At 41.7% G+C, this 26,932-nt stretch carries 22 protein-coding genes; 17 read left to right on the top strand and 5 right to left on the bottom strand.

Features of this window, described 5'->3' with window-relative positions:
* Positions 1-53: 53 nt before the first annotated feature.
* From A3G3_RS0107130 to A3G3_RS0107075, 10 genes are all read left to right on the top strand, one after another.
* Positions 54-1,295, top strand: coding sequence for an NnrS family protein (locus A3G3_RS0107130; protein WP_019519852.1), 1,242 nt, complete (start codon positions 54-56; stop codon positions 1,293-1,295).
* Between the two features lie 182 nt (positions 1,296-1,477).
* On the top strand, positions 1,478-2,242 hold the full coding sequence (locus A3G3_RS0107120) for an ABC transporter ATP-binding protein (RefSeq protein WP_019519850.1): 765 nt from the start codon (positions 1,478-1,480) through the stop codon (positions 2,240-2,242).
* A complete protein-coding gene (locus tag A3G3_RS13340; RefSeq protein ID WP_019519849.1) occupies positions 2,242-3,204 on the top strand; it encodes an ABC transporter substrate-binding protein in 963 nt (320 codons plus the stop codon). Before A3G3_RS0107120 ends, A3G3_RS13340 begins: the two co-directional genes overlap by 1 nt.
* On the top strand, positions 3,188-5,188 hold the full coding sequence (fhuB, locus tag A3G3_RS0107110; protein WP_019519848.1) for a Fe(3+)-hydroxamate ABC transporter permease FhuB: 2,001 nt from the start codon (positions 3,188-3,190) through the stop codon (positions 5,186-5,188). Before A3G3_RS13340 ends, fhuB begins: the two co-directional genes overlap by 17 nt.
* Before the next feature lie 132 nt (positions 5,189-5,320).
* Positions 5,321-7,504 carry a TonB-dependent receptor gene (locus A3G3_RS0107105; protein ID WP_019519847.1) on the top strand — a complete coding sequence of 728 codons (2,184 nt, stop codon included), beginning with the start codon at positions 5,321-5,323 and terminating at the stop codon, positions 7,502-7,504.
* Between the two features lie 91 nt (positions 7,505-7,595).
* Positions 7,596-9,305 (top strand): multidrug ABC transporter permease/ATP-binding protein, encoded by a 1,710-nt coding sequence (locus tag A3G3_RS0107095; RefSeq protein ID WP_019519846.1) that lies wholly within the window; start codon positions 7,596-7,598, stop codon positions 9,303-9,305.
* A 504-nt stretch (positions 9,306-9,809) separates the two neighbouring features.
* Positions 9,810-10,436, top strand: coding sequence for a hypothetical protein (locus tag A3G3_RS0107090; RefSeq protein ID WP_019519845.1), 627 nt, complete (start codon positions 9,810-9,812; stop codon positions 10,434-10,436).
* Between the two features lie 87 nt (positions 10,437-10,523).
* Entirely contained in the window at positions 10,524-12,539 is a 2,016-nt protein-coding gene (locus A3G3_RS0107085) for a flotillin family protein (protein ID WP_019519844.1), read from the top strand.
* 79 nt (positions 12,540-12,618) lie between these two features.
* Positions 12,619-13,686, top strand: coding sequence for an ATP-grasp domain-containing protein (locus A3G3_RS0107080; RefSeq protein ID WP_019519843.1), 1,068 nt, complete (start codon positions 12,619-12,621; stop codon positions 13,684-13,686).
* A gap of 53 nt (positions 13,687-13,739) precedes the next feature.
* Entirely contained in the window at positions 13,740-14,906 is a 1,167-nt protein-coding gene (locus A3G3_RS0107075) for a S1 family peptidase (RefSeq protein ID WP_019519842.1), read from the top strand.
* A gap of 45 nt (positions 14,907-14,951) precedes the next feature.
* Here A3G3_RS0107075 and msrA read toward each other — a convergent pair whose 3' ends face one another.
* The 4 genes from msrA to A3G3_RS0107055 all read right to left on the bottom strand — a co-directional run bounded on the left by msrA (position 14,952) and on the right by A3G3_RS0107055 (position 19,480).
* Positions 14,952-15,473 carry a peptide-methionine (S)-S-oxide reductase MsrA gene (gene msrA, locus A3G3_RS0107070; RefSeq protein ID WP_019519841.1) on the bottom strand — a complete coding sequence of 174 codons (522 nt, stop codon included), beginning with the start codon at positions 15,471-15,473 and terminating at the stop codon, positions 14,952-14,954.
* Positions 15,474-15,504: 31 nt separating this feature from the next.
* Positions 15,505-16,596 carry an LPS export ABC transporter permease LptG gene (lptG, locus tag A3G3_RS0107065; protein WP_019519840.1) on the bottom strand — a complete coding sequence of 364 codons (1,092 nt, stop codon included), beginning with the start codon at positions 16,594-16,596 and terminating at the stop codon, positions 15,505-15,507.
* A 12-nt stretch (positions 16,597-16,608) separates the two neighbouring features.
* Positions 16,609-17,715, bottom strand: a complete 1,107-nt coding sequence (gene lptF / locus A3G3_RS0107060) for an LPS export ABC transporter permease LptF (protein WP_026212907.1) — start codon at positions 17,713-17,715, stop codon at positions 16,609-16,611.
* A 148-nt stretch (positions 17,716-17,863) separates the two neighbouring features.
* Positions 17,864-19,480 carry an inorganic phosphate transporter gene (locus A3G3_RS0107055; protein WP_019519838.1) on the bottom strand — a complete coding sequence of 539 codons (1,617 nt, stop codon included), beginning with the start codon at positions 19,478-19,480 and terminating at the stop codon, positions 17,864-17,866.
* A gap of 228 nt (positions 19,481-19,708) precedes the next feature.
* Between A3G3_RS0107055 and A3G3_RS0107050 the strand changes: the two genes are divergently transcribed.
* From A3G3_RS0107050 to A3G3_RS0107035, 4 genes are all read left to right on the top strand, one after another.
* Positions 19,709-21,214 (top strand): leucyl aminopeptidase, encoded by a 1,506-nt coding sequence (locus A3G3_RS0107050; protein WP_019519837.1) that lies wholly within the window; start codon positions 19,709-19,711, stop codon positions 21,212-21,214.
* Positions 21,215-21,223: 9 nt separating this feature from the next.
* Positions 21,224-21,694, top strand: a complete 471-nt coding sequence (locus A3G3_RS0107045; RefSeq protein ID WP_019519836.1) for a DNA polymerase III subunit chi — start codon at positions 21,224-21,226, stop codon at positions 21,692-21,694.
* 169 nt (positions 21,695-21,863) lie between these two features.
* Positions 21,864-23,075, top strand: a complete 1,212-nt coding sequence (gene sstT / locus A3G3_RS0107040) for a serine/threonine transporter SstT (protein WP_019519835.1) — start codon at positions 21,864-21,866, stop codon at positions 23,073-23,075.
* A 137-nt stretch (positions 23,076-23,212) separates the two neighbouring features.
* Positions 23,213-24,190, top strand: coding sequence for an alpha/beta hydrolase (locus A3G3_RS0107035; RefSeq protein WP_019519834.1), 978 nt, complete (start codon positions 23,213-23,215; stop codon positions 24,188-24,190).
* A gap of 70 nt (positions 24,191-24,260) precedes the next feature.
* On the opposite strand, the gene A3G3_RS0107030 is transcribed toward A3G3_RS0107035, so the two are convergent.
* Complete coding sequence (locus A3G3_RS0107030; protein WP_019519833.1) at positions 24,261-24,557, bottom strand: WG repeat-containing protein; 297 nt, start codon at positions 24,555-24,557, stop codon at positions 24,261-24,263.
* Between the two features lie 496 nt (positions 24,558-25,053).
* Between A3G3_RS0107030 and A3G3_RS0107020 the strand changes: the two genes are divergently transcribed.
* The 3 genes from A3G3_RS0107020 to A3G3_RS14275 all read left to right on the top strand — a co-directional run.
* Positions 25,054-25,830 carry a DUF2382 domain-containing protein gene (locus A3G3_RS0107020; RefSeq protein WP_019519831.1) on the top strand — a complete coding sequence of 259 codons (777 nt, stop codon included), beginning with the start codon at positions 25,054-25,056 and terminating at the stop codon, positions 25,828-25,830.
* Positions 25,831-25,964: 134 nt separating this feature from the next.
* The gene (locus A3G3_RS13335; RefSeq protein ID WP_019519830.1) at positions 25,965-26,471 is read left to right on the top strand and encodes a YsnF/AvaK domain-containing protein; all 507 of its coding nucleotides are present in this window, start codon (positions 25,965-25,967) and stop codon (positions 26,469-26,471) included.
* Between the two features lie 321 nt (positions 26,472-26,792).
* The coding region (locus A3G3_RS14275; protein ID WP_019519715.1) for a GTP-binding protein at positions 26,793-26,932 on the top strand (140 nt) is incomplete at its 3' end.

The raw sequence follows: 26,932 nt of genomic DNA, 5'->3' as shown, positions 1-26,932 counted from the left end.
TTATAACACATTCAGACACTTGTATTTTAAAACATATATTTAAAAGGTATGATATGCAAACCATTAAGTTACCCAGCAAGCCGCCATCATCACCGCACCCTGTGCTAAATCTAGGCTTTCGTATTTTCTTTTTATCTGCAGGTATTTTTGCCATTTTAACGATGCTAAAATGGTCGCACATCACCTTTGCCACTAAATTTATGTTTGACCCACTTAGCCAAATTACGCCATTTTATTGGCATGGGCATGAGATGATTTATGGCTATGGCTTGGCGTTGATAGCAGGGTTTTTGCTCACGGCAGTCAAAACATGGACAAATCAGCCGATGCCATACGGTTACAAGCTGTTGGCGATATTTTTGCCTTGGGCGTTAGCAAGGGTAATCCATTTAATAAATGGTATTCAAATCAATGGTTTAACTGTAATGGCAGGATTTTTTGACCTTGGTTTTTGGCTACTTACTGCTTTTTTTGTGATAAAACCGATTTACCAAGTGCGTCAAAAACGCCAAATGGGTATCGTGGCAAAGTTATTATTTCTTTTGATTGGGCAGTTGCTGTTTTATTATGCCATGGCGAACAAAAATTTAGAATTAATGCAAGGCAGTTTGTTAGCAGGATTTTATTTGATTATCGGCGTGGTGTTTACCATTGGTCGGCGAGTGATGCCAATGTTTATTGAGCGAGGCATTGCCGAAGGGGGTGATGTGGTATATCGGGTAAAAAATTCAGATTTTTTGGATAAATTAAGCCTGTTGAGTTTTTTTGTATTTTTTATTTGCGATGTGTTTTTGGCACAATTGAGTTGGTCTCGTTGCTTGGTTAGTGTCTCGGCGGTTTTGGTTGCGGTCGCAAATTTGTTACGTTTAAAAAATTGGCATTTACCACAAATTTGGTCTCGTCCATTATTGTGGTCGTTGTGGTTGTCGTTTTTTGGCATGGCGTTAGGGTTTTTGTTGTTAGCGATTTATCCGTGGGGTTTTGTCAGTCATAGTATTGCGATGCACGCTGTATCGCTGGCAGGGGTTGGGCTGATGACGTTGGCGATGATGTGCCGTGTGTCGCTGGGTCATACGGGGCGAAGTGTGCATAACCCACCAAAAATTGTTGGAACGATTTTTGGGTGTATGGTGCTGGCGTGGCTGTCAAGGGTGGTGATTGGTTGGACAATGCCTGAGCATTATTTTGTGTCGCTTGGCATTGCACAGGGATTTTGGGTTGTGGCGTTTTTGCTGTTTGTGGTGAGTTATGCTAAAATTTTGTTAAGTCCGAGAACCGATGGGTTGTTTGGTTAATTTTTACAAAAAAATATTCACAAAAAATAAAAGTGCAACGCTGAAAAAATCGTTGCACTTTTTTTGAAAATATTGCCAAAACCAAACAAATAACAATGATAATTATTTTTATTTGTGCTAAAATTTGCCATTTTTTAAGTTTATCTAAATTTTTATATCCACTTCATATTAAAAAGGCTCTTATGTTAACCGTTTGTCATTTAAGTATCCATGCCTACCAAAAAACGTTGTTAAATGACATTAATTTTCAGATTGAAAAAGGCAAAGTTTACGGGCTGATTGGACATAACGGTTCGGGCAAATCCACGTTAATCAAGGCATTGGCAGGGGAAATCATACCAACATCAGGTAAAATTATCTTAAACGAACACGTTATTCACCGTTTTTCTGCCAAAGAATTGGCGAAAAATCTCGCCTATTTACCACAAAAACTGCCTGATGCGACCGATTTTAGTGTAAATGAGTTGGTATTACTTGGGCGTTATCCGCATCAAAGTTGGCTACAACAGCCGAGCGACACCGACAAACGTATCGCCAGCGACTGCATGCAGATGACAGGCGTGGCACAGTTTGCTGGGCAGAGCGTGGCGACTTTGTCAGGTGGTGAAAAGGCGAGAGCATGGCTTGCGATGTGCTTGGCTCAGCAAACCGATGTTTTGCTGTTGGATGAGCCTCTCGCTCCGCTAGATATTGTATATCAAGTGGAAATTTTAAAGTTAATTCAACGACTTGCCAAAAAAAATAACATGGCGATTGTGATTATTATTCACGATATTAATTTGGCATCGCAATTTTGTGATGAAATCGTGGCATTAAAACAGGGAGAAATTTGTCATATTGGTGATGTGGCAAGCACCATGCAAGCCGATGTTTTAAAAGCTATTTTTGGTATTGATTTAACGATTTTTGAACATCCGCTTACCAAACAAAAAGTGGCGGTGGTCTGATGTTAAAAGCTGTTTTTTTGTGTGGTGTGGTAATGGTTTTAATCGGTTGTGATAATGACAATTCTAATGCTAATGTTAAAGTCGATCTTGATAAAAATATTGTTAATGAAACTAAACAACCGATTGTGTTAACGCCTGATTGGAGTATCGCAGGCGTGTTAATGGCGATTGGCAATCCACCGATTGCGACAGGTGATTTGCGAACCTATCCCCAATGGTCGCTAAAACCTGCCTTGCCAAGCACCACTGTGGATTTGGGGGCTCGTTTTCAGCCCAATCCTGAGCTTATGGCACAGCTTGAGTATGATGTGGTGATTGACAATGATTTTTATCAACATTTGCGAGGAAATTATGGCAATAAGCCGATTTTGTCTTTTGAATCTGGGGCAAAAGTGGGCGTGGCAAAAACGTGGCAAGATTATGAAAATGAAACCTATAAAATCGCCAAATTTGTCAATAAAATACCCGAAGCCAAGCAATATCTAGCCGATAGCCAACGTCAACTAAAAGCCTTTGGGCAACAGTTTGCCAATAATCATCCAACCGTGAAAAAAGTGGCGATTGTACAGTTTGCCAATGCCAACCATTTGCGAAATTATACAGCAAACAGTTTGTTTAAACCTGCGTTGGATGCGATGAACGTGGGGATGTACGAGCATGGCGAAGGCAATATGTGGGGCAATGTGGATATGACCTTGGCGGATTTGGCGAGCGTGCCTGCCGACACTTGTTTGGTAGTGATTGAACCGTATAGTCCGATGTTACAGCAGGAATTGGCAAATAACGCCCTTTGGCAACGGTTGGGCTATGCGGACGGTAAGCGGTGTTTGCTAGTGCTACCGCCGATTTGGTTGTTTGGTGGCGTGCCGTCAATTTTGGCATTTGCGGAATTTTTGGCAAATAGCAAGCCTTATCAATCCCAAATAATGAAACAAGGGGAAACTCATGCAAACTATGGCTAAAAAACCGCTGATAAGCGTGATAATCTTAACCCTTGTGGCATTGTTAACAGGCGGTTGGTTGATTGAACATAGTTGGCAATTACCAATCTCGCAACTGTTTCAATCATCGCAAAATTTAAGCGTTGCCGATATGGCGTTACAGTTAAAACTGTTGCCGACTATGATCGTTGCAGTATTGGCAGGGGGATTGCTTGGGCTTGCCAGTATTTTGTTGCAACAATTGGTCAAAAATAATTTGGCATCGGACACCACGTTATCAGTGGGTAGCGGTTCGCAAATGGCGTTGTTAATCACCACGTTGTTTTTGCCAAATTTTGGCTTGTACGGCAGTTTTTGGGTGGCGTTCGTTGGGGCAATGGCGAGTATGGGACTGGTGTTTTTGCTTGCTAAACAAAGCGGAATGAACCCCGTGGTGTTGGTTTTGTCGGGTCTGATTGTCAATATTTTGTTAACGGCAATTGCAGGCGTGTTTTTGTTGTTTTATTCCGAATTGGCACTTGGGGTTATGGCATGGGGCAGTGGCGTGTTAACCCAATCTAGTTGGCAAGCATCGTGGCAATTAGCCTTGATAACGGTAACGGTTGCGCTGATTTTGGCGTTGATTTACAAACCGTTGGTGCTGATGAGTTTGGACGACCGTCAAGCCAAAAGCCTTGGCGTGCCTGTGAATGCGGTGCGGTTGGCGGTGGTTTTGCTAGTGGCAATGGCGGTGGCGTTAGTGATTAGCCATGTTGGGGCGATTGGTTTTATCGGCTTAGCATCGGCAACCCTTGTCAATGTATTTGGCGTGCAAAAATTGTATGGGCGTTTGGTATTAAGTTTTATCATTGGTGGGTTGTTGCTGTGGATTACGTCCAATGTCAGTGCGATTTTGGCAAGCGTTACTACCATGAATTTGCCTGCAGGGGCAATGACGGCATTTTTTGGTACCCCATTGATTATTTGGTTAATCTTAACTAACAAAACCCATGTCACAGACGAACATCATGCACCGTTGGCAGTGAGATTGCAGGCGGTAAAGTTGCCAAAATATATCATCGCTTTAGCCCTAATGGTAGTTCTTGCGTTGCTCTTTGCTCCAACTTTAAGCCAACACGGTGCGTTGGCAAGCGTGCAGTTTGGTGTAGTGGAGATGAATCAGTTAAATTTGGTGTGGGATTTTCGCTTGCCACGCAGTTTGGGGGCAATGGCGGTGGGTGTGATGTTAGCGAATGCAGGTGTGTTATTACAAACCTTAACACGCAATCCCATGGCAAGTCCTGAAGTGCTTGGTATTGGCTCGGCGGTGGCGTTGAGCGTGGTGTTGTCGTTTATGTTGTTGCCGATGTTTGGCGTAACGCCGACCATGTGGATGTTCGCCAGTTTTGGCTTGGGTGGTGCGGTGGCAGTGTTGGCGTTGATTTTGTGGCTGTCGCAACGTGTGCCGAGTAGTCATTTGTTATTGGTTGGTGTGGCGATTTCGGCATTAATGGTAGGCGTATTGAATGTGATAAAGTTGATTGGCGATCCACGCTTACAGGCGATTCTGGGCTTTTTATCAGGCTCAACTTATAGCATTACTTTAAGCGTTGCGATTGGTTTAAGTGTGGTGGCGGTGCTTGGGCTGTTGGCAAGTCTGGTCTTGATAAAACCGCTCACTTTAATGGGCTTGGGGCGTATGATTGCGGTTGGGCGTGGTGTGGCTTACGGTAAATGTGAAATGGCAGTGCTGATGCTCATCGCCGTGTTAAGCGTGTGTGCGACTTTAGCGGTCGGTCCGTTGAGCTTTGTTGGTTTGATGACACCGCATTTGGCAACGTCACTCGGAGCGACTCGCCTATCGCAAAAACTGTTACTGTCTGCGATACTTGGGGCGATGTTAATGCTGATTGCCGACTGGATCGGACGTTATACCATGTTTCCGTACGAAATCCCTGCAGGCACGATTTCCGCGGTGCTTGGTGGTGCTTATTTTATGTATTTGATGAAAAATATGCGACATTAGTCGGTGATTTGTTAAGAAAATTTAACAAATCACAAAAAAGTTGTAAATTTTAATTGCTAATTTTTGTGAAAATTATTATCATTTGCAAAATTTTTTACAAATTTAAACCTAAACACAAAAAGCGAGATAAGCATGAAGTTAAACAAACTTTGTTTGGCGATGAAAACGTTGGTTATCGGTGGTCTAATCACTAATGTAGCATATGCTCAAACCGAAGTAGAACCAACTGCAACCCTTGATACTATTGTGATTGAAGCGACCGCATCAGCATCAAAAGACGGCTTAATGAATGCGTTTTCGGGCAATCAAGTGGCGGTGGGTAGCCGTGTGGGAGTTTTGGGGGATAAAAAGACGTTGGACACGCCATTTTCAACCGTGGCTTATACCAATGAATACATCAAAAACCAACAAGCCGAAACCGTGGGCGATTTGCTAAAAAGTGACCCAACCATTCGTGTGGCTCGTGGTTATGGTAATTACCAAGAAACCTATTTTATGCGTGGGTTTTTAACTTATTCTGACCAAACCATGTTTAACGGCTTGTACGGTGTGTTGCCACGGCAATCTATCACCAGCGATTTATTTGAGCGTGTGGAAGTACAACGTGGGGCGAGTGCGGCGTTTAACGGAGCTGCCCCTGGTGGTGGTAACATCGGCGGTACGATTAGCCTGTTGCCAAAACGTGCCAAAAATACTCCAACGCGTAGTGTAACTGTTAGCACTGAGCAAGGCGAAAATGCCAAAATTGCCTTGGATATGGGACAGCGTTTTGGGGCAAATCAAGAATATGGCGTGCGTGCCAATGTTGCTTATCAAGACGGCGGTTCGGTGATTGATGATGAAGACAAAAAATTGGGTTTGGTCGCTTTAGGTTTGGATTATCGTGCGGATAATTTGCGTGTGTCATCAGATTTGGGTTATCAAAAAAATGATTTGGCAAAAATCCGTCCTGCAATTAACGTGACAGATTGGCAAGGCAACCCAACTGCCAATGGCATTCCTGCAATTCCTGCCAATGATAAAAACTTTTCACAAAACTGGGCGTATTCAAACTCAGAAGATGTATTTGGGACGTTGCGTGCTGAATACGATATCAATCCAAGTTTGACTGCGTATGGTGCGTACGGTTTTCGTAAAGGTCAAGAATACAATGTATTTGCCAACCCAACCGTTAGCAACCTAAACGGTGACAGCTCGGCAAATTATCTAGAAACCGACCGTGAAAATACGGTGAATACTGCTGAAATTGGTTTAAAAGGCTTGGTAAATACCGCCAATGCGACGCATGATTGGGTAGTTTCTGCCAATATGTACAAAAACGAAGAAAAAGCCCCTTGGGGTCAAGGCGATAGGGTAACCAGCAATATTTATAACCCTGTTGACAGTAGCAAACCTGCGGTAACTTTTAAACATTGGGCGTGGGGTATGTCAAAACCTGTCACGGAAGAATCAGATTTTCAAAGCGTTGCCGTGGCTGATACCATTGGTTTAATGGATGACAAATTAAAAGTCACCTTGGCGGGTCGTTATCAAAAATTAGACTCAACCAGCTACAGCTATGTGGACAATGGTAAAACTGACTATGAAAAAAGTAAATTTAGCCCTGGTTTTGGCGTGAGTTATGCGATTAAACCTGAAGTTGCATTGTATGCCAACTATAACGAAAGCCTAAAACAAGGGGCAACTATTTACCAACAAGACTCAGCAGGTAAGGTGGTTGGCGTGGTATTTACCACACCGTTTGTATCAAAACAAGCTGAAGTTGGCGTAAAATATGATAATGGCTTAATGGGCGGTACATTATCGGCATTTCATACCAAATCACCACGTGTTCGTGGTGGGATAGAAGACGGCGAAGACATCCACCAAGGTTTAGAGTTGACCGCATACGGTAGCCCAACGCACAACACGCGTTTGATTGGTGGTTTAAGTTATCTTGACACCGAACAAAAAGACGTAAAAAGTCTTGATATCCGTAGCAACCGTGTGATTGGTGTGCCAAAATTACAAGCCAACGTTGGCGTGGAATATGACGTAGCACGTTTTGATGGTTTGACTTTGACAGGCGATGTTATCCACACAGGCGAGCGTTATGTGAATGATACCAACAGCCTAAAAGTTGACGGTTACACCACGCTGGACTTGGGTGCAAGATACAAAACCCAAGTGGCAGGCAAAGACGTGACCTTTAAAGGTGTTGTTGCCAATGTGACCGATAAAGAATACTGGGGTTCGGTGGGTGGTTACCCAGGTTACGGTTATTTGACCGTGGGCGAACCACGCACGCTAAAGCTATCAGCGACCTTTGATTTTTAATTATTTATCGTGACTATCAAAACCAACTTTGTTTTGCAAGGTTGGTTTTTGCCTTTTTAAATTGACCTATTTCTTCAATTTTTTTTAATTTATGACGCATCAACTTCAATCCAAACCCGCTAGCACCAATTTTTGGCAATTAATTTGGCAACAGCACAAAGCGACCTTTTGCCAAGTCGTTGTGTTAAATTTGTTCAATGCCTTGGTGAATGTCGCCACCATTGCATTTATCAACAAATATCTACTAACCAACACCGCCACGCCGATTACAGGTTATATTTTGCCGTTGTTTTTGGGGTTGATTATGTTACTGTTAATGACCACTTTTATTTCGCAATTTGCTTTGACAAAAATGGGGCATCGCTTTGTGTTTGAACTGCGGACTACTTTGGTAAAACAGATTTTGGACACGCCACTTGAACAGATTGACAAAGTCGGTAGTGCCAAGCTGTTGGCGAGTTTATCGCAAGATATTCAGTCGGTTACTATGGCGTTTGTGCGTTTGCCTGAGCTGGTGCAAGGCGTGATCATCTGCGTGGGGGCAGGGATTTATTTGGGTTGGTTGTCGGTGCCGATGCTAGTGGTGGTAAGCGTGTGGATTGCGTTGACAATTTGGGGCAGTGGCGTGTTGGTTAACCACGTTTATGCCCATTTGGAAAATTTGCGAGTGATTACCGACCGTATTTATGCCAATTATCAAGCGGTGATTGACGGTCGAAAAGAGCTGTCGCTGAGCCGAAATCGTGCCAAAGATTTATACCAACGCCAGTTTTTACCCAATGCCGATGACTATCAAAGCCAGATTATCAAAGCCGATACTTTTCACCTATCGGCGGTGAGTTTTTCCAATATCATGATGTTCGCTTGTATTGGCTTGATTTTGGTGCTGTCGCAACTGTTTGGCTTGGCGAATATGGCGGTGGCGACCACGTTTAGCTTGACGATTTTATTTATCCAATCGCCCTTGTTAAAGGCGGTTGGGGCGTATCCTGTATTACAAACTGCCAAAATCGCCTTAGCAAAAATCCAAAGTCTAACCCTTGCCGATTACCAAGCGGATTTTGACATTCAGCCGTTGGCATACGATTGGCAATGTATCCGTTTGCAAAATATCGGCTATCATTATGCCAAAAATCCACAACAAAGCGACCGTTTAAACTTTGCTTTAACCGATGTTAATTTAACCTTAAACCGTGGTGAAGTGCTGTTTTTAATCGGTGCGAACGGCTCGGGCAAATCCACGCTTGCCAAAATCATTACAGGCTTGCATCATCCGACACATGGCGAAATTTTTGTGGACGATGTGGCGGTGGTGGCGGATGAAAATTGGGCATATCGGGAGCTTTTTTCGGCGATTTATAGCGATTTTTATTTGTTTAACCGTTTGCTTGATAAAAACGGTGATACCCCAAATCCTGCGTTGGTGGAAAAATGGCTCAATATTTTGGCAATGCAAGAAAAACTGCATCTAGAGGGGCAAACCATTACCAACACCGAACTGTCGCAAGGGCAAAAAAAACGGATGGCGTTGTTGTTAGCGGTAGCGGAAGACAAAGATATTTTACTACTCGATGAATGGGCTGCTGACCAAGACCCTGCATTTCGCCGATTTTTTTATCATGATATTATTCCGATGTTACAAGGCATGGATAAAACCTTGTTCGTGATTAGCCATGATGACGGCTATTTTGACAAGGCGGATAGACTGTTTGAAATGCGACACGGTAAGCTCACCGAACTGGTTGGCGAGGCACGACAAAAAGCTAGCGAAGATGCAATTTTACATTTGGAAAATGATTAATTTTTTTTAATAAATTAAAAGAATATTCAAATTTGTTAAAATTTTACAAAAAAGGGGGATTATAAGCGAAACGGCAAATAATGAAAAACAGCCTAACGAAACGCCAAAGTTTCGCTTTACCACGTAATATTTTAGCTTGTTTGATGCTTATTTTGTCAGCGAAAAATCCCCAAGTTTAGCAAAATAATCATAAACATTATATGTTTCTGTTTGTGTTGAGCTTGTCGTAACATAACAGAAACCGATACTTTGATAGGCTCAGTGTCAACGGTTTTCATGTTGGTAATTAAATTTTCTAAATATAAACAAAAATAATAAAAATCATAAATTTACAACTATGTAAGATATTTTATCGCTTATTAATAAAATATGAAAAAATACGCTAAAAAACATTAAAAAATTAGCGTATTTTTTCATTGTGTTTTATCAAATAGTGTGTTACTATCATGTTAAATAAAGTTACAAATCACGTATTGATTTGGTTTTTTTTAATGGGAGTGTGTCATGTTCGCCCTATTTTTTAGCCCCGCTTTTCAAGATTTTTTGCAAGGCGTTAGCCAGTTTCCGACCGTGATTTTTACTGCCTTGGTGCTGTTTGTCATGTTATATTGGTTGAGTGTGTTGTTAGGCGTGTTTGAATTGGACGGAGCTGATGTGGGTGATGGCGATGTGTTGTCAGGCTTATTAATGAAATTTGGTCTAAATGGCGTGCCGATTTTGGTGATTTTGACGATTTTTGCTTTGGCAGGTTGGTTAATTAGCTTTATATTTATGGGAGTTTCTGCTAATTTTTTGTTAAACTTTCCCAGTATTTTCAATGTTCTAGCAAATATTTTGGTTTTATTAGTCACGGTTGCGATAAGCTTATGGCTTACCAATGTATTGGTACGTCCGATACGCAAGGTTGCCTTGAGCAATCCGACTACGACAGCAAGTTCGTTGGTTGGTAAAATCGCCACCGTGCGAACGTCAGTGGTAGATGCAAATTATGGCGAAGCGATTTTGGAAGATGGTGGAGCTGGCTTGATTTTAAAAGTGCGAGCGGTGGATAGCACCTTTGCGTTGGGTGACAAGGTGCGGTTAACTGCGTATTTAAGTGAGCAAAATGCTTACCGAGTGGTTTTGGTGTGATTTTTCACAAAAAATTTAACAATATTTTTAACTAGGCTTTAGGTTTTTGGTGGTTAAAGCCCATTTTACGGTAAAAAGGAGCGGTTTATGGCAAGTACCTTAATCATGATAGGCACAATAGTGGTATTGGTTTTTGTGTTTTTAATGGCTATCTTGTTGTTATTTAAAGCCTTTTATAATAAAGTTGAACAGGGAACGGCGTTGATTATCAACGGCATGCACAAGATTTCCGTGCGGTTTGACGGCGGTTTGGTCTGGCCTGTGATTAACAAAAAGGAACTCATGCGGATTTCGCTCATTACCCTAGAAGTGGATAGACGTGGTAAGGAAGGTTTGATTTGCCGTGATAATATGCGTGCCGATATCACGGTGGCGTTTTATTTGCGGGTCAATGAAACCGAAGAAGATGTGTTAAAAGTCGCCAAAGCGGTGGGCGTGGAGCGTGCGTCTGATAAATCAGCGGTAAATGAGTTGTTTAATGCCAAATTTTCAGAAGCGTTAAAAACGGTTGGCAAACAGATTGATTTTGTGAAACTGTTTGAAAATCGCAGTGAATTTCGTGAACGCATTATCCGTGAAATTGGCAATGATTTAAATGGCTATGTGCTAGAAGATGTGGCGATTGATTACCTTGAACAAACGCCAAAATCTTCGCTTGACCCCAACAATATTCTGGATTCCGAAGGTATTCGCAAAATTACCGAAATTACCGCCAGTCAAAATATTCGTACCAATGAACTGGAACGTGATGAAGAGTTGGCAATAAAGAAGAAAAATGTAGAAACTGCCGAAGCCATGTTGGAATTAGAACGCCAACAAGCCGATGCCACCGCTCGCCAACAGCGTGAGATTGCGTCCGTGATTGCTCGTGAAGAAGCCGAAACCAAAAAAGTGCAAGAAGAAGAACGCAAAAAATACGAAAGTTCCACGATTTTGGTGGAGCAAGATTTGGCGGTGCAACGAGAAAACCAACAACGTGAAATTGAAGTTGCCGAACAAAATCGCAAACGTGCGGTGGCTATTGAAGAAGAAAAAGTTGCCAAAGCTCGTGCACTGGAAGTGGTCGCTCGAGAACGTGAAGTTGAGTTACAAAAAATTGAAGCCGACCGTGCGATTGAACTTGAGAAAAAAGAAATTGCCAACGTTATCCGTGAACGCATTGCGGTAGATAAAACGGTGGCAATGGAAGAAGAACGTATTAAAGAAGTGCGTGAAGTGTCCGAAGCTGACCGAGCCAAACAAACACGTGTGCTGTTAGCCGAAGCCGAAGCCGAAGAAATCAAAGTTCGTCAAGTGAAACAAGCCGAAGCTGAAGAACAATCGGCGAAATTTAAAGCCCAAGAAATCATCACATTGGCACAGGCAAAACTGGACTCAGCCCAAAAAGAAGCCGATGCAAAAATCAAATTGGCTGAAGGCATTAAAGCCGAAGAGTCCGCTCATGGCGTGGCAGAGGCTGTGGTGCAAGAAGCCAAAGCGGTGGCACTAGAGAAAGAAGGACTTGCCAAAGCCAACGTCATCAAGGCTACAGGTGAAGCCGAAGCTGACGCCAAACTCAAAGCAGGACAAGCTCAAGCGATTGCTGAGCGTGAGATTGGTATGGCAGATGCCGAAGTTATCTCGGCTCGTGCTGAATCTAACGCCAAAGCAGAACGTGAAGTCGGACTTGCCAAAGCCGAAGTCACGCGTGAACACTTTAAAGCAGAAGCGGACGGCTTGGTGGACAAATTCAATGCCATGGGTAGCATGAGCGACTCGGCTCGTGAACACGAAGAATACCGTATGGCGTTAGAAACCGCCCTAAAAGAAGCCCTTGTTTCTATTGAAGCAGGTAAAGACATTGCTAAAGAAAATGCCGTGGTATTGGCGACCGCTCTGGAACGTGCCAAAATTGACATTGTGGGTGGTGAAGATCACTTCTTTAACAACTTTGCCAAATCCTTATCCATTGGCAAGGCGATTGACGGTTTGGCAGAAAAATCAGGCACTTTAAATGGTTTAATTAACCATGTGATTGCCGATAAAATGGCGAAAATGGTAAATGGTGATGCCAAAAACAACTTACTAAGTACCGAGAATAACTCGGAAAATCAACCGTCATAAATTAATATTGTTAAAAAAACTAAAATGGTAAATGAAGTTTTATTTACCATTTTTTTATTAAAAATCAAAGGAAAATCGTATGTCAATCGCCGTTTATCTCGCCGAAGGACAATCTAGCCAACGAGATATGCTCCAATCTTTGCAACGCCTAAAACCCCAATATCCGTTACAAATCATCGCATCACACCGCCATGAGCGTCCAGAAATTTTAAGCTGTGCTGATATCGCTTATCAAGAACCTTACGATACCGAGCTTGGAAGCCATAATAAATCCCAACAGGCAAAAATACGTTGTGAATTTGTTATTAACCATGCCAAACAACACCATGCCAACGTGTTATTAACAGGGCGTAACTCGGCAGATTACGAACCGTACCGAGCGATGTTAGCCGAGCAAGGCATTCGCTTGTTAACAGGGGCGACTAGTAGCGATATGTTAGCAAAAATTGACAATAAATCTGATTTTACCCAATTTTGCCAACAAAACAATATCAAAGTGACGACCGCTTGGCAATTTAATAATGTAGATGAATTAAAAATTTTATTAAAGCAATATCAGCAAATACCGTTATGTGTTAAACCTGTTTCGGGGATTTTTGCCCAAGGTTTTTGGAAATTACATCATGATGAGAATTTGGATAGTTTTGAGCACTTGTACATGACCGATAATAAAGATATCAGCATAAGCCAGTTTCTCCATGCGTATGAACATAGTCAGCAAGTGCATGAAAAACCCATTCCAATGTTGCTAATGCCTTATTTGTCAGGGCGTGAGTATTCGATTGATGTGGTGTGTGAGCGTGGCGAAGTGCTGGGGGCGGTTACCCGTTATAAACAAGGCAGTGTCCAATATTTGGGTTATGATAACGACGTGATGGCAGTGGTGCTACCGCTTATTCACTCGTTTGGTTGTGATGGGATTGTGAGCGTGCAGACCAAAGCCGATGAAGCAGGCGAGCATCATGTGTTGGAAATCAATAGCCGTCCGTCTGGTGGCATTGGTTATACGGTACATAGTGGGGTGGATTTGACCCAGTTGGCGTTTTTATATTTTTCAGGATTGATTGATAAGCCAAACTTAACAGAAATCCGCAAAAAAATCCAGCCTTGTGCGGTAAGACCATTGATGACGAGTGTGAGAATTTAATTATTTTTATAAAAAATATGCTAAGATAGGGCGAAAATTTTAAGGAAAAACCTATGCAACATCTCCCCCTTGGTGCAAATACCGTGTTAGCCAATGCCACTTGTCAAATCCATATCAAATCTGCCAATGCACGGCTTAGCACAGAAATTGGCTTGTTGTGGCTTGTTATGGATAGCGAGAAAAAGGCGTTAATTAGCCCTGCGTATTTGCATGAAAATAAAGATTGGGCGAGTTTTGACGCTGAAAAACAAACTTGGCAATTACAGCTTAATCAACTGTTTGAAAAGCACCACGCCAAAACCGTGCAACTGATTGCCTATGCCTATGACACGGCTGAGATGAATTTGCCTGCGGTGGAAATTAACGCCTTTGAGCTGATAATTAATGACACGATTAGCTATCAATACCACGCCCAAGAACGCCATGTCAAGGCGAGCATTTTGCTAGAAATTTATGAGCGTAACGGTCAATATAAAGTACGTGCATTGGCAGAAAATAGTACACAACATTTGAGCAATTTTGCCCAAAAACTGCAAATCAGTTTAGATGCACGGCATCCAACTTTCTATCAAGGTTTACACAGCGAGCAATCGCCCGCCCAACGCCGTCCGCAATCAGGCGAAACGTGGACAGGCACGGCATTTGCCATTGACCCTTATCATTTGTTGACCTGTCATCATGTGATTGATGGGGCAAATCTGATTGGCTTACGCCAAGAAGGATTGTCGGATATTGAAGCTCAAGTGCTTATCAGCGATGAAGGCAGTGATACAGCGGTATTAAAGGTAAAAGAGCCGTTACCACATTATTTGCCCATTCGGGTGGCAGGCGTTGAGTTGCTTGGCGAGCAGATTACCACGTTGGGATTTCCGCTCTCAGGGCTGAGTAGTCAGCTACAAGTTACGCAAGGCAACATTGCAGGGTTGCGTGGGATTGGCGGTGATATTCGTTTTATTCAATTTACCGCCCCTATTCAGGCAGGCTCTAGCGGTAGCCCATTGCTGTTAGCGACAGGCGAGGTGGTGGGCATGGTAACCCATACGATTAGCAACGCCCAAAATATGAATTATGCGGTCAAATATCAACTTTTATCGGCAATTATCGCAAGTGGTGGCTTAACCTTAAACGAGTTACCGCAAGGGCAAACGCTCAACTTTACCACACCCCAACTTGCCAAAAATAGCCGTTCTGCATTGTGGTTAGTCGGTTGTCAAGCCTAAATTGCAACTACTTTTGAATGAATTTTAAATGTTTTCAAAAAAACATCAATCTTGCCAAACTTCCGCAAAATTTTGGCGTAATTTGATTAATTTTGGTGGAATGGCAAAATTGCAGTAGCCTTGTGTCGGATTTTTATGAAAAAAATCTTGATGATAATCTTCCGCAGGATAAAAAATATCACTGGGTTTTAACTGGGTTACGATGTTAATGCCTTGGTTTTTCAATGAAGTTATCATTGTCTCGGCAATTATTTTTTGATTTTCATTGGTATAAAAAATCGCCGAACGATATTGGCTACCGATGTCGTTGCCTTGACGGTCAACCGTAGTTGGGTCGTGAATGGTAAAAAAGATGGCGAAAATCGTGTCCAAATCTACCACATTATCGTCAAATTCCACCAAAATCACTTCCACATGACCTGTATCACCACCACAGACTGCTTGATAATTGGCAGTGTCGGCAGAGCCACCCATGTAGCCTGACGTTACTTTTTGCACGCCTTTGACTCGTAAAAATACCGCTTCGGTACACCAAAAACAGCCACCGCCGAGTACAATTTTTTGCATTATTTTGTCCTTTTTTGTTAAAAAAATAAATTTAATTTTTGGTTTTGATTAAATAAATTCCGATAATTGCACTTAAAACAATCGGAAATAACACCATCAATAACGGTGAAAATTCTGTAGATAAACTAATAAATCCAACCAAATCTTGCACATAACTAAACAATAATCCTAACAATAACGCAATTACCAAGCGAAAGCCCAAACTTTGGCTACGCAATGAGCCAAACACAAACGAACACGCCACTAAGACTAGCGATAAAACCGCAAACGGCGATAGAGATTTTCGCCAAAACGCCACTTCATGCGGTAGCGAGCGGTGATTATCCTTTGCTAATAGACGCTGATGCTCTGCTAAATCGCTGAGCGACATATCGTCAGGACGGAGCGTTAACAGGTAAATAGAGCTAGGTTCAATCGGCAGTTGGACAGACAACTGCTCGTGCTGTGTGAGTTGGCTTGAGCCGTTGGCGTTGATGCTGATTTGTTTGACATCGTTTAAGAACCAACCTGCTTGTTTTGTGGTAGTCGGGCGTTTTGGGCTGTAAAAACTGCCTGTCTCAGCACGGATAACACTTTGCAATTTACCTGTATTTGATAATTGCCAAATTTTTACATTTTTAAGTTTACCTTGCGTATCTGCGTAGTCAATATGAATAATTTGGTTGTCGGTTTTTTCCCAATAGCCGTTTAACGAAGTAGCAATCAGCGGTTGTTGACTTTTGATTTGGCGAGCGAGTTGGTTGCTAGTGGGAATGACAAATTGGCTTAATAACAGTCCGATTAACACAAAAATCATCGCAGGCTGTATCACCCATGCCACGATGTGAAAACGGCTTAAACCCGATGCTTGAATGACGGTAAGTTCGCTGTTATTTGCTAACAAACCCAATCCGATCACCGCACCGACCAACGCCCCAATCGGCATATATTCTTGCAGACTTTGTGGGGTGGATAGCACGATGTAATAAAAAGCGTCCAAATAGCTGTAACTGTCTTTAACATCTTCAAGTTGGGCTAAATAGTCAAATAAAAATTTTAACAAGGTCAAGCCAACGATCGCCCCTAAAATGGCAAAAAAAGCCTGTTTACGCACATAGTTTTTTAAAATTTGGTGCTGAAACATCCGATTTTTCCCCTAAGATTGCACAATGGTTGGCGTGCGATGACGCAAGCGATGTCTGATGCGTTGTTGCCAGTTGAGCCACAGACAGATGAGCATCACTGCCATAATAAACCACGCATATGCCCATACACTTAACTTTTGTTTGCTAATGTTGGTTTTGAGTGAAATGATGCTTATCGCCACCGCCACAAAAACCAAAATTGCAGGCAACAAGCGTAGCCAACGCCCTTGCCGTGGTTGCACTTGGGCGAGTGGGGTAGCGAGCATACTGGCGATGATAATCAAAAATGGCAAACTCAAACGGTAGCCAAGCTCTGCCTTTACTTCAGGCTCTTTTAAGTTGGTGAATAATTGGTTGCTAGATTGGGCGGTGATATTCTGTGTTTTATTATTTTGGTTGTTGGGTTTGGCGATGCTGATTTGGTATTTGTCAAATGTTGTTTGGTTATAAATACGATTATCGGTGTCAATTTCGTAACGTTTACCTGATGATAAGACCAAACGGGTAAATGGCTCATCTGCGTGGCTGACGGTTTGTTCAGCCTTTTTGGCGGTAATTATCACGTCTTTGGTAGCGGTTTTTTCTGATTTTTGGATGATGTAAATGTCGTTTAAGGTACGGGTGTTTTTATCCATAGAGCCGACATAGATGTGGTAATTGCCACTGCTGATAAAGGTTTGTGGTTTTATCAGATCAAAAGCACTGCTTAACGACTGGGTTTGCCAAATTTTTTCAGTTTTTTCCACGCCATATGGTTTTGCCCATAGGCTGATGCCTGCTTCTATGACGAATAACGCCAAAACCAACGGCAACATCAGACGAGTCATTCGCCCACGACTTTGCCCACTCGAAAACAGTACGCTCATCTCGTGGTCAACGTACATCCGCCCAAGTACCAACATCAACGCCACAAAAAATGACAAAGGCAAAATCAATTCCAAAAAACTCGGCAAATTATAACCAATCAGATTAAACAAAAATCCCATGTTTAGCCGACCTTCAGCGACCATGCCAAAGTAGCGAATTAGACGCCCACCGAGCATTAGTACCATTAAAAATAACAGCACAATCGTGGTGGTACTCGCCACTTGACTCATCATATAACGCCGTAAAATCAACTAATACCGCCTATTTTTGTCAAAAATTAGAAAAATGATTTAAAATCTGCAAACCAACGAAAATTATAGCATAATTTTGCCAAAACCAAAAAAAATAAGGCGAATTTGCAAACGCCTTATTTTAAAAGTGTTAAGTTTGTTAAACAAATTAACCAAACACGCTATTTAAAATCACATACGCAATGGATGCCATAATCGCTGATGCAGGCAACGTAATCACCCATGCTAGACCGATTGGTTTCATTAACGCCCAATTGGTATTTTTGTTGACCATACCGATGCCTAGCACCGCACCCACCAAAATATGAGTACTTGATACAGGCAAGCCTAGCGACGATGCCCCCATAACGACTGCGGCTGCGGATAATTCTGCGGAAAAACCCGATGCGGGGTGCATTTCGGCAAGTTTGGTGCCAACTGTTTGAATAACTTCTTTACCGATAAACCACAAGCCAACGATTAACGCCACGCCAAAAGTCACCATAACAGGGGCAGGCACGCTGGCTTCGGCGGCTAGGGCGTTGTTACGGATAACGTCCAAAATCGCCACAAACGGACCAACGGCATTGGCAATGTCATTTGAACCATGACTAAAGGCAAACGCTGATGCGGTAAACACTTGCATCCAGCTAAACATGATAAAGGTGGCTTTTGCCAAATCTTCTTTGTGTTTGCCACGAATGGTCTTGGTATAAACAAACGCCGTTAACCAAATCAACGCCCCAATCATGCCAATAATCAAACCAGATTGTAACGTGCTAAAGTTCAAATGCGTGTGCTTTAACCCTTTAAACACCACCATGGCAGTCATCACCATACCGCCAGCCCCTGCCATCAAAGGTACCCAAAATTTTAACGCTTTTAGGGTATCTAGGCTATCACGTTCTTTTTCAATATCGTAAAGGGCTTGATAATATGGCGTGACAAGCTCGCCACGGTCGCAATCTTTTTCTTGTAACAGTTCGTGGTCTTGCAATAAAGCGGTGGTGTAGGTGAGTTTGTCGTGTTCGTTTAACGCCTCTAATTCTTCTTTATGTTGTTGTTTTAACGCTCTTTTCTTGGCTTTTACCACACGTACTTTTTCTTCCATGTGGTCGTTATAGGATAAAATATATTTTTTCACATGACCATAAATCAGATACGAAATCACCCCGCCCAATAACGGTGACAACACCCAAGAAATCGCAATTTCACCGATTTCGCTCCATTTAATGGTGGAAAAAGCCAATTCAGTACCGCCAAGATTAACCCCAAGCACGATAGAACTACCGACAATACCACCGATAATGGCGTGTGTGGTAGAAACAGGCAAACCTTTTTTGGTGGCAAATAACAACCAAAACGCCGCCGCCATCAAAGCCGACAACATCACATAAATAAACTGGTTAGGCGTAACCTGTAAACCGTCTAAGTCCACAATCCCACCACGAATGGTATTGGTAACTTCCGCCCCTGCCAAAATTGCCCCAGACACTTCAAACACCGCCGCCACGACCAACGCTTGAGTCACTGTCAACGTCCCTGCACCGACTGACGTGCCGAATGAGTTCGCCACATCATTACCGCCAATGTTAAACGCCATAAACACACCAAAAAAAGTCGCCACCAAAAATAGTAGCGCCTGCTGTTGCAAGGTATAATCGTACCCCCACCACACAAAATACAACATAGAAAGCACCATCATCAGTGCAAAAAAGAGATTACCTGCAAATGGTGTCGTTTGTTTTGGCGGTACGCCATTCACGCCTTGCTGAGTGGTATTCATCGTTTAATCCTCAAATTTATTTGGCAAAATAGAAAAAACCTGCCATTTTAATGGCTATTTTAACATAGATTTTGCCCAAAGTTAGGCAGATTGTCGGTGGATTATTCACTTTATTTGGCAAAAATATGTTAAACTAACCGATTAATCATAACCGATTTTTATAATGATTGGTTTTTTAAAGCCTTTTTATAAGAATTATTTTTTTAAAGCTAAGCTCAAGGAAAAATTATGACAAGCCAAACCCCAAAACTTACTCTAAGTTTAAGCAACAAAACACCCCAAAAAAATAGCTGTCAAGTTTACTTCATCAATGATAGCAAACAATTATTGCAAAATGATGACAAGACACAAAATTTATTAAAAAATTTGATAAAGGTTAGTCAAATCAGTGGTAAAGTTGGCGAAACATTTTTACATTTTGACTTACAAAATGATACGGCAATCTTGCTGGTTGGTGTGGGCAGTCTGGATAAATTAAATGGCACTCATTTACAAAAAATTGCCAAAAAAATTTATCAAGCGTTGGCAAAAACCTATCCAGTAGCGACTATCTATTTACAAGATTGTTTAGATGAAATACAATTTGGGCAGTTTAGTTTAGCTTTATTAAATAGTAGCTATCGTTTTGACATTTATAAATCCAAACAAGACGATAACACTGTGCTGACTCAAATCAATTTAGTCGTGGTGGGTGAAAACTTGGCAAATTATGAGCAACAATTAGCCTTGCAAAATGCGATTTTTGTCGGACAATCGTTCGCTAAAGACGTGGCGAATGAACCACCTAATGTGTGTTTTCCTGCGTTTATGGCACAACAAGCCCAAGAACTTGCCAAACAATATCCTGATTTATTAACGGTAAAAGTGCTGGGCGAAAAAGACATGGAAAAACTGGGTATGAACTGCTTTTTAGCAGTGTCTCGTGGCTCCCAAAAAGAAGGTCAGCTGGTGTTACTTGAGTACAATGGTGTCACTCATTTGACAAAACAAACCAAAAGCACAAACACCGAAAAATTAGAAAAACCCATTGTATTTGTCGGTAAAGGGGTTACTTTTGATACAGGGGGCATTTCCCTAAAACCAAGCGAAGGGATGGGCGAAATGAAGTTTGATATGGGTGGATCAGCAAGTGTGCTAGGAGCGATGAAAGCCCTATGCGAAGCCCGTTTGCCACTGCAAGTCGTCGGTGCGTTGGCGTGTGCCGAAAATATGCCGTCAGGCAATGCCACTCGCCCTGGGGACATCGTCACTGCCATGAACGGTACAACCGTGGAAATCTTAAATACTGATGCCGAAGGGCGTCTGGTGCTGTGCGACACGCTTACCTATGTGCAACAATACGACCCAAGCGTCATTATTGATGTTGCGACATTGACAGGGGCGTGTGTGATTGCCTTAGGCGGTGTGCGGACAGGGCTATTTAGTAATGACGAAGATGTGATTTTTGACTTAGAACAAGCCAGCGAAGACGCCCATGACCGTGTTTGGCATTTGCCATTAGATGATGATTATCAAGAACAGCTAAATTCACATTTTGCTGATGTACAAAATATCGGCGGCCGTCCTGCAGGGGCAATTACTGCAGGGTGTTTCTTATCTCGCTTTGTCAAAGAAGTACCATGGGCTCATTTAGACGTGGCAGGTACGGCATGGGTATCAGGTAGCAAAGCCGAAAGTACAGGACGTCCTGTACCGTTATTGCTCACTTATTTGTATCGAAAAACTCAACAATAATTGATAATTATGCAAATCAATTTTTATATTTTATCGCAACACCACCAATTGATGACCTTTGTTTGTCAATTGGTGCAAACTGCACTTGCTAAAACTGACAGTAGCGTGCTGATAGTCGCAGATAGCCACGAATTAACGGCGATTGATGATGCGTTGTGGGCGTTTGAGCCGACCGCCTTTATTCCGCATGAAATTTATCAAACCGAAAACGACAGCCAATACGCCATTTCTCCTGTGTTAATCAGCGATAATCATGATTTTGCCAAAAAATTTGACGGTATTGTAATTAATCTGACAGCGACTGCGTTGTTAAATAGTCATGCTGAAAAAATACTAGAAATCATTGACCCAAATCCTGCCAAAACCGAACAGGGTCGGCAAAAATACCGCCAATATCAACAATATATCCAACAAGTTAGCCAATCATTTCATCAGCAACATCTTTCTAGTATCACCTTAAAAACATTTCATATCACCTAAAATTTTGCGTTCATTTACAATTTTTTCTTTGATAAATCGTTTTGATTGTGTTAAAAAGTGTTACGAAATATTCATTTATCAGTAAAGCCTGAAAATGAAACTTTTAGTAAGCTTTTTTTAGCAAATTTTTGCAAATATCATTTGTATATTTTCACAATTTGAGGTGATTATGAAAGGACTGTGGCAAGCATATCAACGTGTGGGATTGGTGCCTTTAATTATTATTGGCTTGGTACTCGGTGTGATTGTTGGAAGTGTGATACCTGATGGTGGATTGGGTTTTGTCAGTATTTTTGGTTCGTTATTTGTCGGTGCGTTAAAAGCGATTGCACCGTTATTGGTATTTGTATTGGTCATCGCATCGTTGGCACAGCACCAAGTCGGCACACAAGCCAACGTACGCCCAACCTTGATGTTATATTTGGTCGGCACGTTTTTGGCGGCGTTAACCGCAGTCGTGGCAAGTAAATTATTCCCAGTTGATTTGGTGTTGGTAACAGGGGAAATTAGTCAAACTCCGCCGTCGAGTTTAGCACAAGTATTAACAACATTGCTTAACAATATGGTAAGTAACCCAATAAAATCGTTGGTGGAAGCCAACTATATGGGGGTGCTAACGTGGGCGGTGTTGCTCGGTCTGGCGTTGCGTCAGGCATCTGAAAAAACCAAACAAATGATAGCGGATGTGTCAGAAGCGGTATCAAATGTGGTAAAATGGGTGATTTGGTTTGCACCGTTTGGTGTGTTTGGTTTGGTCGCCCAAACTGTAGCTGAAACAGGGATTGAAAGTCTGTTAAGCTATGGTAAATTATTGGGTGTATTGGTCGGCTCAATGTTGTTTATCGCATTGGTAGTCAATCCGTTAATTGTATTTTTCAAAACTCGTAAAAATCCATACCCACTCGTGTTTACCTGCTTGCGTGAAAGTGCGATTACTGCATTTTTTACCCGTTCATCGGCGGCAAATATTCCTGTAAATATGAACTTGGCGGCAAAACTTGGTTTACACAAAGACACTTATTCGGTAACTATTCCGCTTGGGGCAACAATTAACATGGCAGGAGCGGCGATTACCATTAATATCATGACCCTTGCGGCAGCACATACCTTGGGTATTCAAGTGGACTTTGTGTCGGCATTATTGTTGTCTGTTTTGGCGGCTTTGGGGGCGTGTGGTGCGTCAGGTGTGGCGGGCGGTTCGTTACTTCTTATTCCGTTGGCGTGTGGCTTTTTAAACATTCCTGACGACATTGCGATGCAAGTGGTGGCGATTGGCTTTATTATCGGTGTGGTGCAAGACTCGGTAGAAACGGCGTTAAACTCATCAACCGACGTACTATTTACCGCTGCTGCTGACCCTGCGTATGCGTATAAAGGCTAAATTTTACTGTAAAAACTTCACAATAAAAAACTGCTAAAAAGTTATTTAGCAGTTTTTTATTTGCTTTATTTTTCCAAACCATTTTCATATAATTGGTAGGATTAGTTCAACACACAATCACAATAAGGAAATTAAAAATGCCCCGCCACCCAACCCCACCCACCCAATTATCCACCGCCAGACCCAATCCAACTAAGGTTATTAGCAATTTTCACGATGATTTTGATGAAAAATCTTTGCTTGTGGCGGTTAAAAACTTACCAAAATCCAAACTCACGGATAAACCCATTTTACACTTTGCCCACGCCAACGGTTTTGTCGGGGAGTGTTATACACCACTGTTTGAGATTTGGGAAAAATATTTTACCGTGGTGGCGATAATGCGATTTGGCATGAACCCCAATTATTCGATTAACAATGATTGGCAAGGCTTAACCGATGAAGTCAGCGATAGCATCGCCCAAGCGTGCGAGACGCATGGCGTGCCAAGCCTTGTCGCTGTGGGGCATTCGGTAGGTGGTATGACGAGTTTACAAGCCACCTTGCGGAACAATCCCCATATCAGTCAGCTCGTCGCCCTTGACCCGCCGTTGTTAATGGGTCGCACGAGCTTGCTGTGGTATCTTGCCAAAATGATTGATAAAAATAACAATAATCACGCCATGATGGATACGATTTCACCGTCAAAACTTTCTAAGCGTCGCCGTGTTGTGTTTGACAGTCGTGAGCAGGCGTATGACAATTTTCGGGATAAGGGGTTATTTAAAGGCTTTGATGAACGGGCGTTTCGTGGCTATATTGATTTTGGCATGACCGATTTACCGACTGCGGATAATCCTAACCAAGTGACGCTGACGATTAGCCGTGAGGCGGAAGTGGCGATTTTTCACAATATTCCGACTTGGACGTGGTACAAAAAACTGACCACCAACACGCCGATTACCCTTGTGGTGGGCGATGTCAGCCATTTTACCGACATGGGCAGTTATACGCTGGCAGGGCAAGTTTTAGGCTTAAATGTGTTATATCACAAAGGCAGTCATATGTTTCCGTTGGAACAGCCTAGCTCGGTGGCGACACTGGTGTTGGCGATGATTGCTCAGCAAATCATTTAATGTCATTTTGACAAAAAATGAGAAAAAGCGAAAGGAGTAGTCTTTTGCTTTTTGGGTTTATTTAAAGCGTTTATTCAAAATCTTTCACATAGTTGCCTTGTTTGTCGATAAAAAACATTTTACCGTCAAGTTTAGCCAAAGCCAAGTCATTATAAAACTCATCAATACGGTGATATTTTAAAGGAACAACTTCTTTACCTGTTTTATCAATAAAGCCATATTTGCTATTCATTCCAACTGGAGCTAAACCATCTGATAAGCAAGCTATATAGATATAACCACCCAAATTCGGCGGTATTTCGCAATTATCCGCAAAAGACGTGCCACGCATCGTTAACCGTATAGTAGAAACTAACAATTTTTTCATCACAGTTTCCTTAATCCAATTAAAATTTTGGCAAAAAACAAATCACAACTTCAAAATCTTAACACAAACCCAATTTTTTCACCAACGCAAAGCGATAAAAATCAATTTTTACCAAAAACCTCCACTTTTTAGCTATTTTTAAAAAAAGATATCCAATTTTCTTAATAAAATCAAAAAGATATCCGAACATTTTTCGCCTATTTGATAATATTTTTTTACATAAACGGTCACACAATATTGTTGCTGTAGCTGACTATAGTTTTTTTGTAACCAGCTTTACCTAAGTTTACTTTAGATTACGCCAAGCTGACATAACACTCTACAAACAACACTATTGTATCCAAAAATTATTTTCTATAATTTCCCACATCAGGCAAACGTAGCAATCAAAATGAATTCCTTGAGAGGTTGAATTTTTCTAAAGCTATCGTTTAAATGACTTGAATTTTTATGTTATATTAAACCAAAACAATGAAATGAAAAATAGGAGCTTAACATGGCTAACTTAATTCGCTTACGTGATATCCAAACGACTCACGCTGACCTTTTAGGTAGTGACTACTTTGACCCAACCAATAAAAATGCTTATGGCATCGGTGGTGATAAAGTCGGTAAAATTGAAGGTGCTTTAGTTGACGACACGACAGGTCGTATCCGTTACTTTATCGTTGATGTGGGTGGTTGGTTTAGTTCAAAAGAAGTGCTTGTACCAGCAGGTTTAGCACGCATTGCAGGCGATGAAGTTTATTTTGACAGCCTAAGTAAAGAAGTGGTTGAAGGTATGGACGCATACGACCCAGACTACAACTACAGCATTGAGCAACAAACCGTGCGTGATCGCGAAGCTTTCGTGAAAGCTCCTGCACCAGTTGAATTGACTGACGACGACTATGCGTACAAATCTGACAATGTACTTGAACTATTGGAAGAACGCCTAACCGTTAACAAAGACAAGATCGTAGCAGGTTTGTTAAAAGTTGGTAAGCACGTGGTATCAGAAGACCGTACCGTGAGTGTTGACTTAACTGAAGAACAAGCCCACGTACAACGTACTGCTGTCAACCGCCCAACAACTCGTACAATTGGTGACGACGTAAGCCATACCGTAGAAGTTGAACTGGAAGCAGAGCGTGCACGTGTTGGCAAAGAAACTTTTGTAACCGAAGAAGTGAATGTTGGTAAAGTAGCAGAAACACATACCGAGACTATCACTGAAACCGTTCGCCACGAAGAGCTAGACGTGCAAACTGACAATGTTGAACGTGTAAAATAATCATCACACGATGACCCAAAAAAGCAGGTGGTAATCATCTGCTTTTTTTGGTGTTTTATAATTCTTTTAAAGTCAATGTTTAAAATAAAGACAATCTTCTCATTTTTTTATCAAGATTGGATAAAGGAAAAATAATGAACAGTAATAAAAAAGCCTTACTCAGTGATGATGTCAAAACTAGCGACGTGTTACACGAAAGCCAACTAGATAGCCAAGCAAAAAGCCATACCCTAGAACTCTTGGCAGAACGTGCCAAAGTTGATGTAGAACTGATAAAAACAAGCAAAATTCGCCTAAGCAAAAAAATCATCAGCGAAACCGTACAAATTCCAGTTACCTTAAAGCGTGAAATTTTGGTGATTGAACACGATGCTTTACCAAATTTGCCAAAAAATAATGTCAATGTTGAAACGGCAAAGCCTGTTAATACCACGATTTTGTTAAATGGTGAAACTTTAAATCTTAGTGAAAAACCGATAGACATCTTGTTAAATCAGCAAGTTGCCAATGTAAACATAGAAACGATCATTACCGAAAAAATTGCTTTAAGCACCAGTGAACACAGCGTAACCGAGCAAATTCCTGTTACCTTGCGACATGAAGAATTGGTTGTGGAAGAAATCAACTTAACCGAAAAATAAACAATTTTTTGGCAAATTTTTTACAAAATCATCATGAATTTTTTGTTAAAAACAATAAAATTTGATAAAATTTTGCAAAAATAGATTTTTAACAAAAATATTCAGCGAAAATAGATACAACCACTAGCAATTGGTTGCATTTTATGGTAAATTTAGCACTTTGAAACCATAGATAGTATTTTTATAAAATATTGTCTTTAAAGAACCCAACACTGGGTGTAATGCTGTCACTAATCAATCAAGCTAAGCGAGCTACTTTCGTAGACTTGATATTAGAAAAATTGCATTGCGAACAGTTAACAATTACCAGAGGATTAAATTATGGCAAAGGCCAAGTTTGAACGTACCAAACCACACGTCAACGTAGGTACCATTGGACACGTTGACCACGGTAAAACCACATTAACCGCAGCGATTGCAACCGTAGCAGCAAAACACAACGGTGGCGAAGCAAAAGACTA

Origin of the sequence: Moraxella boevrei DSM 14165, from assembly GCF_000379845.1 — a bacterium.
In the GTDB taxonomy this organism is placed as follows: Bacteria; Pseudomonadota; Gammaproteobacteria; order Pseudomonadales; family Moraxellaceae; genus Faucicola; species Faucicola boevrei.
Note: the sequence above shows the minus strand (reverse complement) of the source record. Positions and strands in the feature narration are given on the sequence as shown.

What these genes read in the sequence shown, in the direction of transcription:
- A3G3_RS0107130 (WP_019519852.1), top strand. Translation starts at nt 54, where the DNA reads ATGCAAACCATTAAGTTACCCAGCAAGCCGCCATCATCACCGCACCCT.
- A3G3_RS0107120 (WP_019519850.1), top strand. Translation starts at nt 1,478, where the DNA reads ATGTTAACCGTTTGTCATTTAAGTATCCATGCCTACCAAAAAACGTTG.
- A3G3_RS13340 (WP_019519849.1), top strand. Translation starts at nt 2,242, where the DNA reads ATGTTAAAAGCTGTTTTTTTGTGTGGTGTGGTAATGGTTTTAATCGGT.
- fhuB (WP_019519848.1), top strand. Translation starts at nt 3,188, where the DNA reads ATGCAAACTATGGCTAAAAAACCGCTGATAAGCGTGATAATCTTAACC.
- A3G3_RS0107105 (WP_019519847.1), top strand. Translation starts at nt 5,321, where the DNA reads ATGAAGTTAAACAAACTTTGTTTGGCGATGAAAACGTTGGTTATCGGT.
- A3G3_RS0107095 (WP_019519846.1), top strand. Translation starts at nt 7,596, where the DNA reads ATGACGCATCAACTTCAATCCAAACCCGCTAGCACCAATTTTTGGCAA.
- A3G3_RS0107090 (WP_019519845.1), top strand. Translation starts at nt 9,810, where the DNA reads ATGTTCGCCCTATTTTTTAGCCCCGCTTTTCAAGATTTTTTGCAAGGC.
- A3G3_RS0107085 (WP_019519844.1), top strand. Translation starts at nt 10,524, where the DNA reads ATGGCAAGTACCTTAATCATGATAGGCACAATAGTGGTATTGGTTTTT.
- A3G3_RS0107080 (WP_019519843.1), top strand. Translation starts at nt 12,619, where the DNA reads ATGTCAATCGCCGTTTATCTCGCCGAAGGACAATCTAGCCAACGAGAT.
- A3G3_RS0107075 (WP_019519842.1), top strand. Translation starts at nt 13,740, where the DNA reads ATGCAACATCTCCCCCTTGGTGCAAATACCGTGTTAGCCAATGCCACT.
- msrA (WP_019519841.1), bottom strand. Translation starts at nt 15,473, where the DNA reads ATGCAAAAAATTGTACTCGGCGGTGGCTGTTTTTGGTGTACCGAAGCG.
- lptG (WP_019519840.1), bottom strand. Translation starts at nt 16,596, where the DNA reads ATGTTTCAGCACCAAATTTTAAAAAACTATGTGCGTAAACAGGCTTTT.
- A3G3_RS0107055 (WP_019519838.1), bottom strand. Translation starts at nt 19,480, where the DNA reads ATGAATACCACTCAGCAAGGCGTGAATGGCGTACCGCCAAAACAAACG.
- A3G3_RS0107050 (WP_019519837.1), top strand. Translation starts at nt 19,709, where the DNA reads ATGACAAGCCAAACCCCAAAACTTACTCTAAGTTTAAGCAACAAAACA.
- A3G3_RS0107045 (WP_019519836.1), top strand. Translation starts at nt 21,224, where the DNA reads ATGCAAATCAATTTTTATATTTTATCGCAACACCACCAATTGATGACC.
- sstT (WP_019519835.1), top strand. Translation starts at nt 21,864, where the DNA reads ATGAAAGGACTGTGGCAAGCATATCAACGTGTGGGATTGGTGCCTTTA.
- A3G3_RS0107035 (WP_019519834.1), top strand. Translation starts at nt 23,213, where the DNA reads ATGCCCCGCCACCCAACCCCACCCACCCAATTATCCACCGCCAGACCC.
- A3G3_RS0107030 (WP_019519833.1), bottom strand. Translation starts at nt 24,557, where the DNA reads ATGAAAAAATTGTTAGTTTCTACTATACGGTTAACGATGCGTGGCACG.
- A3G3_RS0107020 (WP_019519831.1), top strand. Translation starts at nt 25,054, where the DNA reads ATGGCTAACTTAATTCGCTTACGTGATATCCAAACGACTCACGCTGAC.
- A3G3_RS13335 (WP_019519830.1), top strand. Translation starts at nt 25,965, where the DNA reads ATGAACAGTAATAAAAAAGCCTTACTCAGTGATGATGTCAAAACTAGC.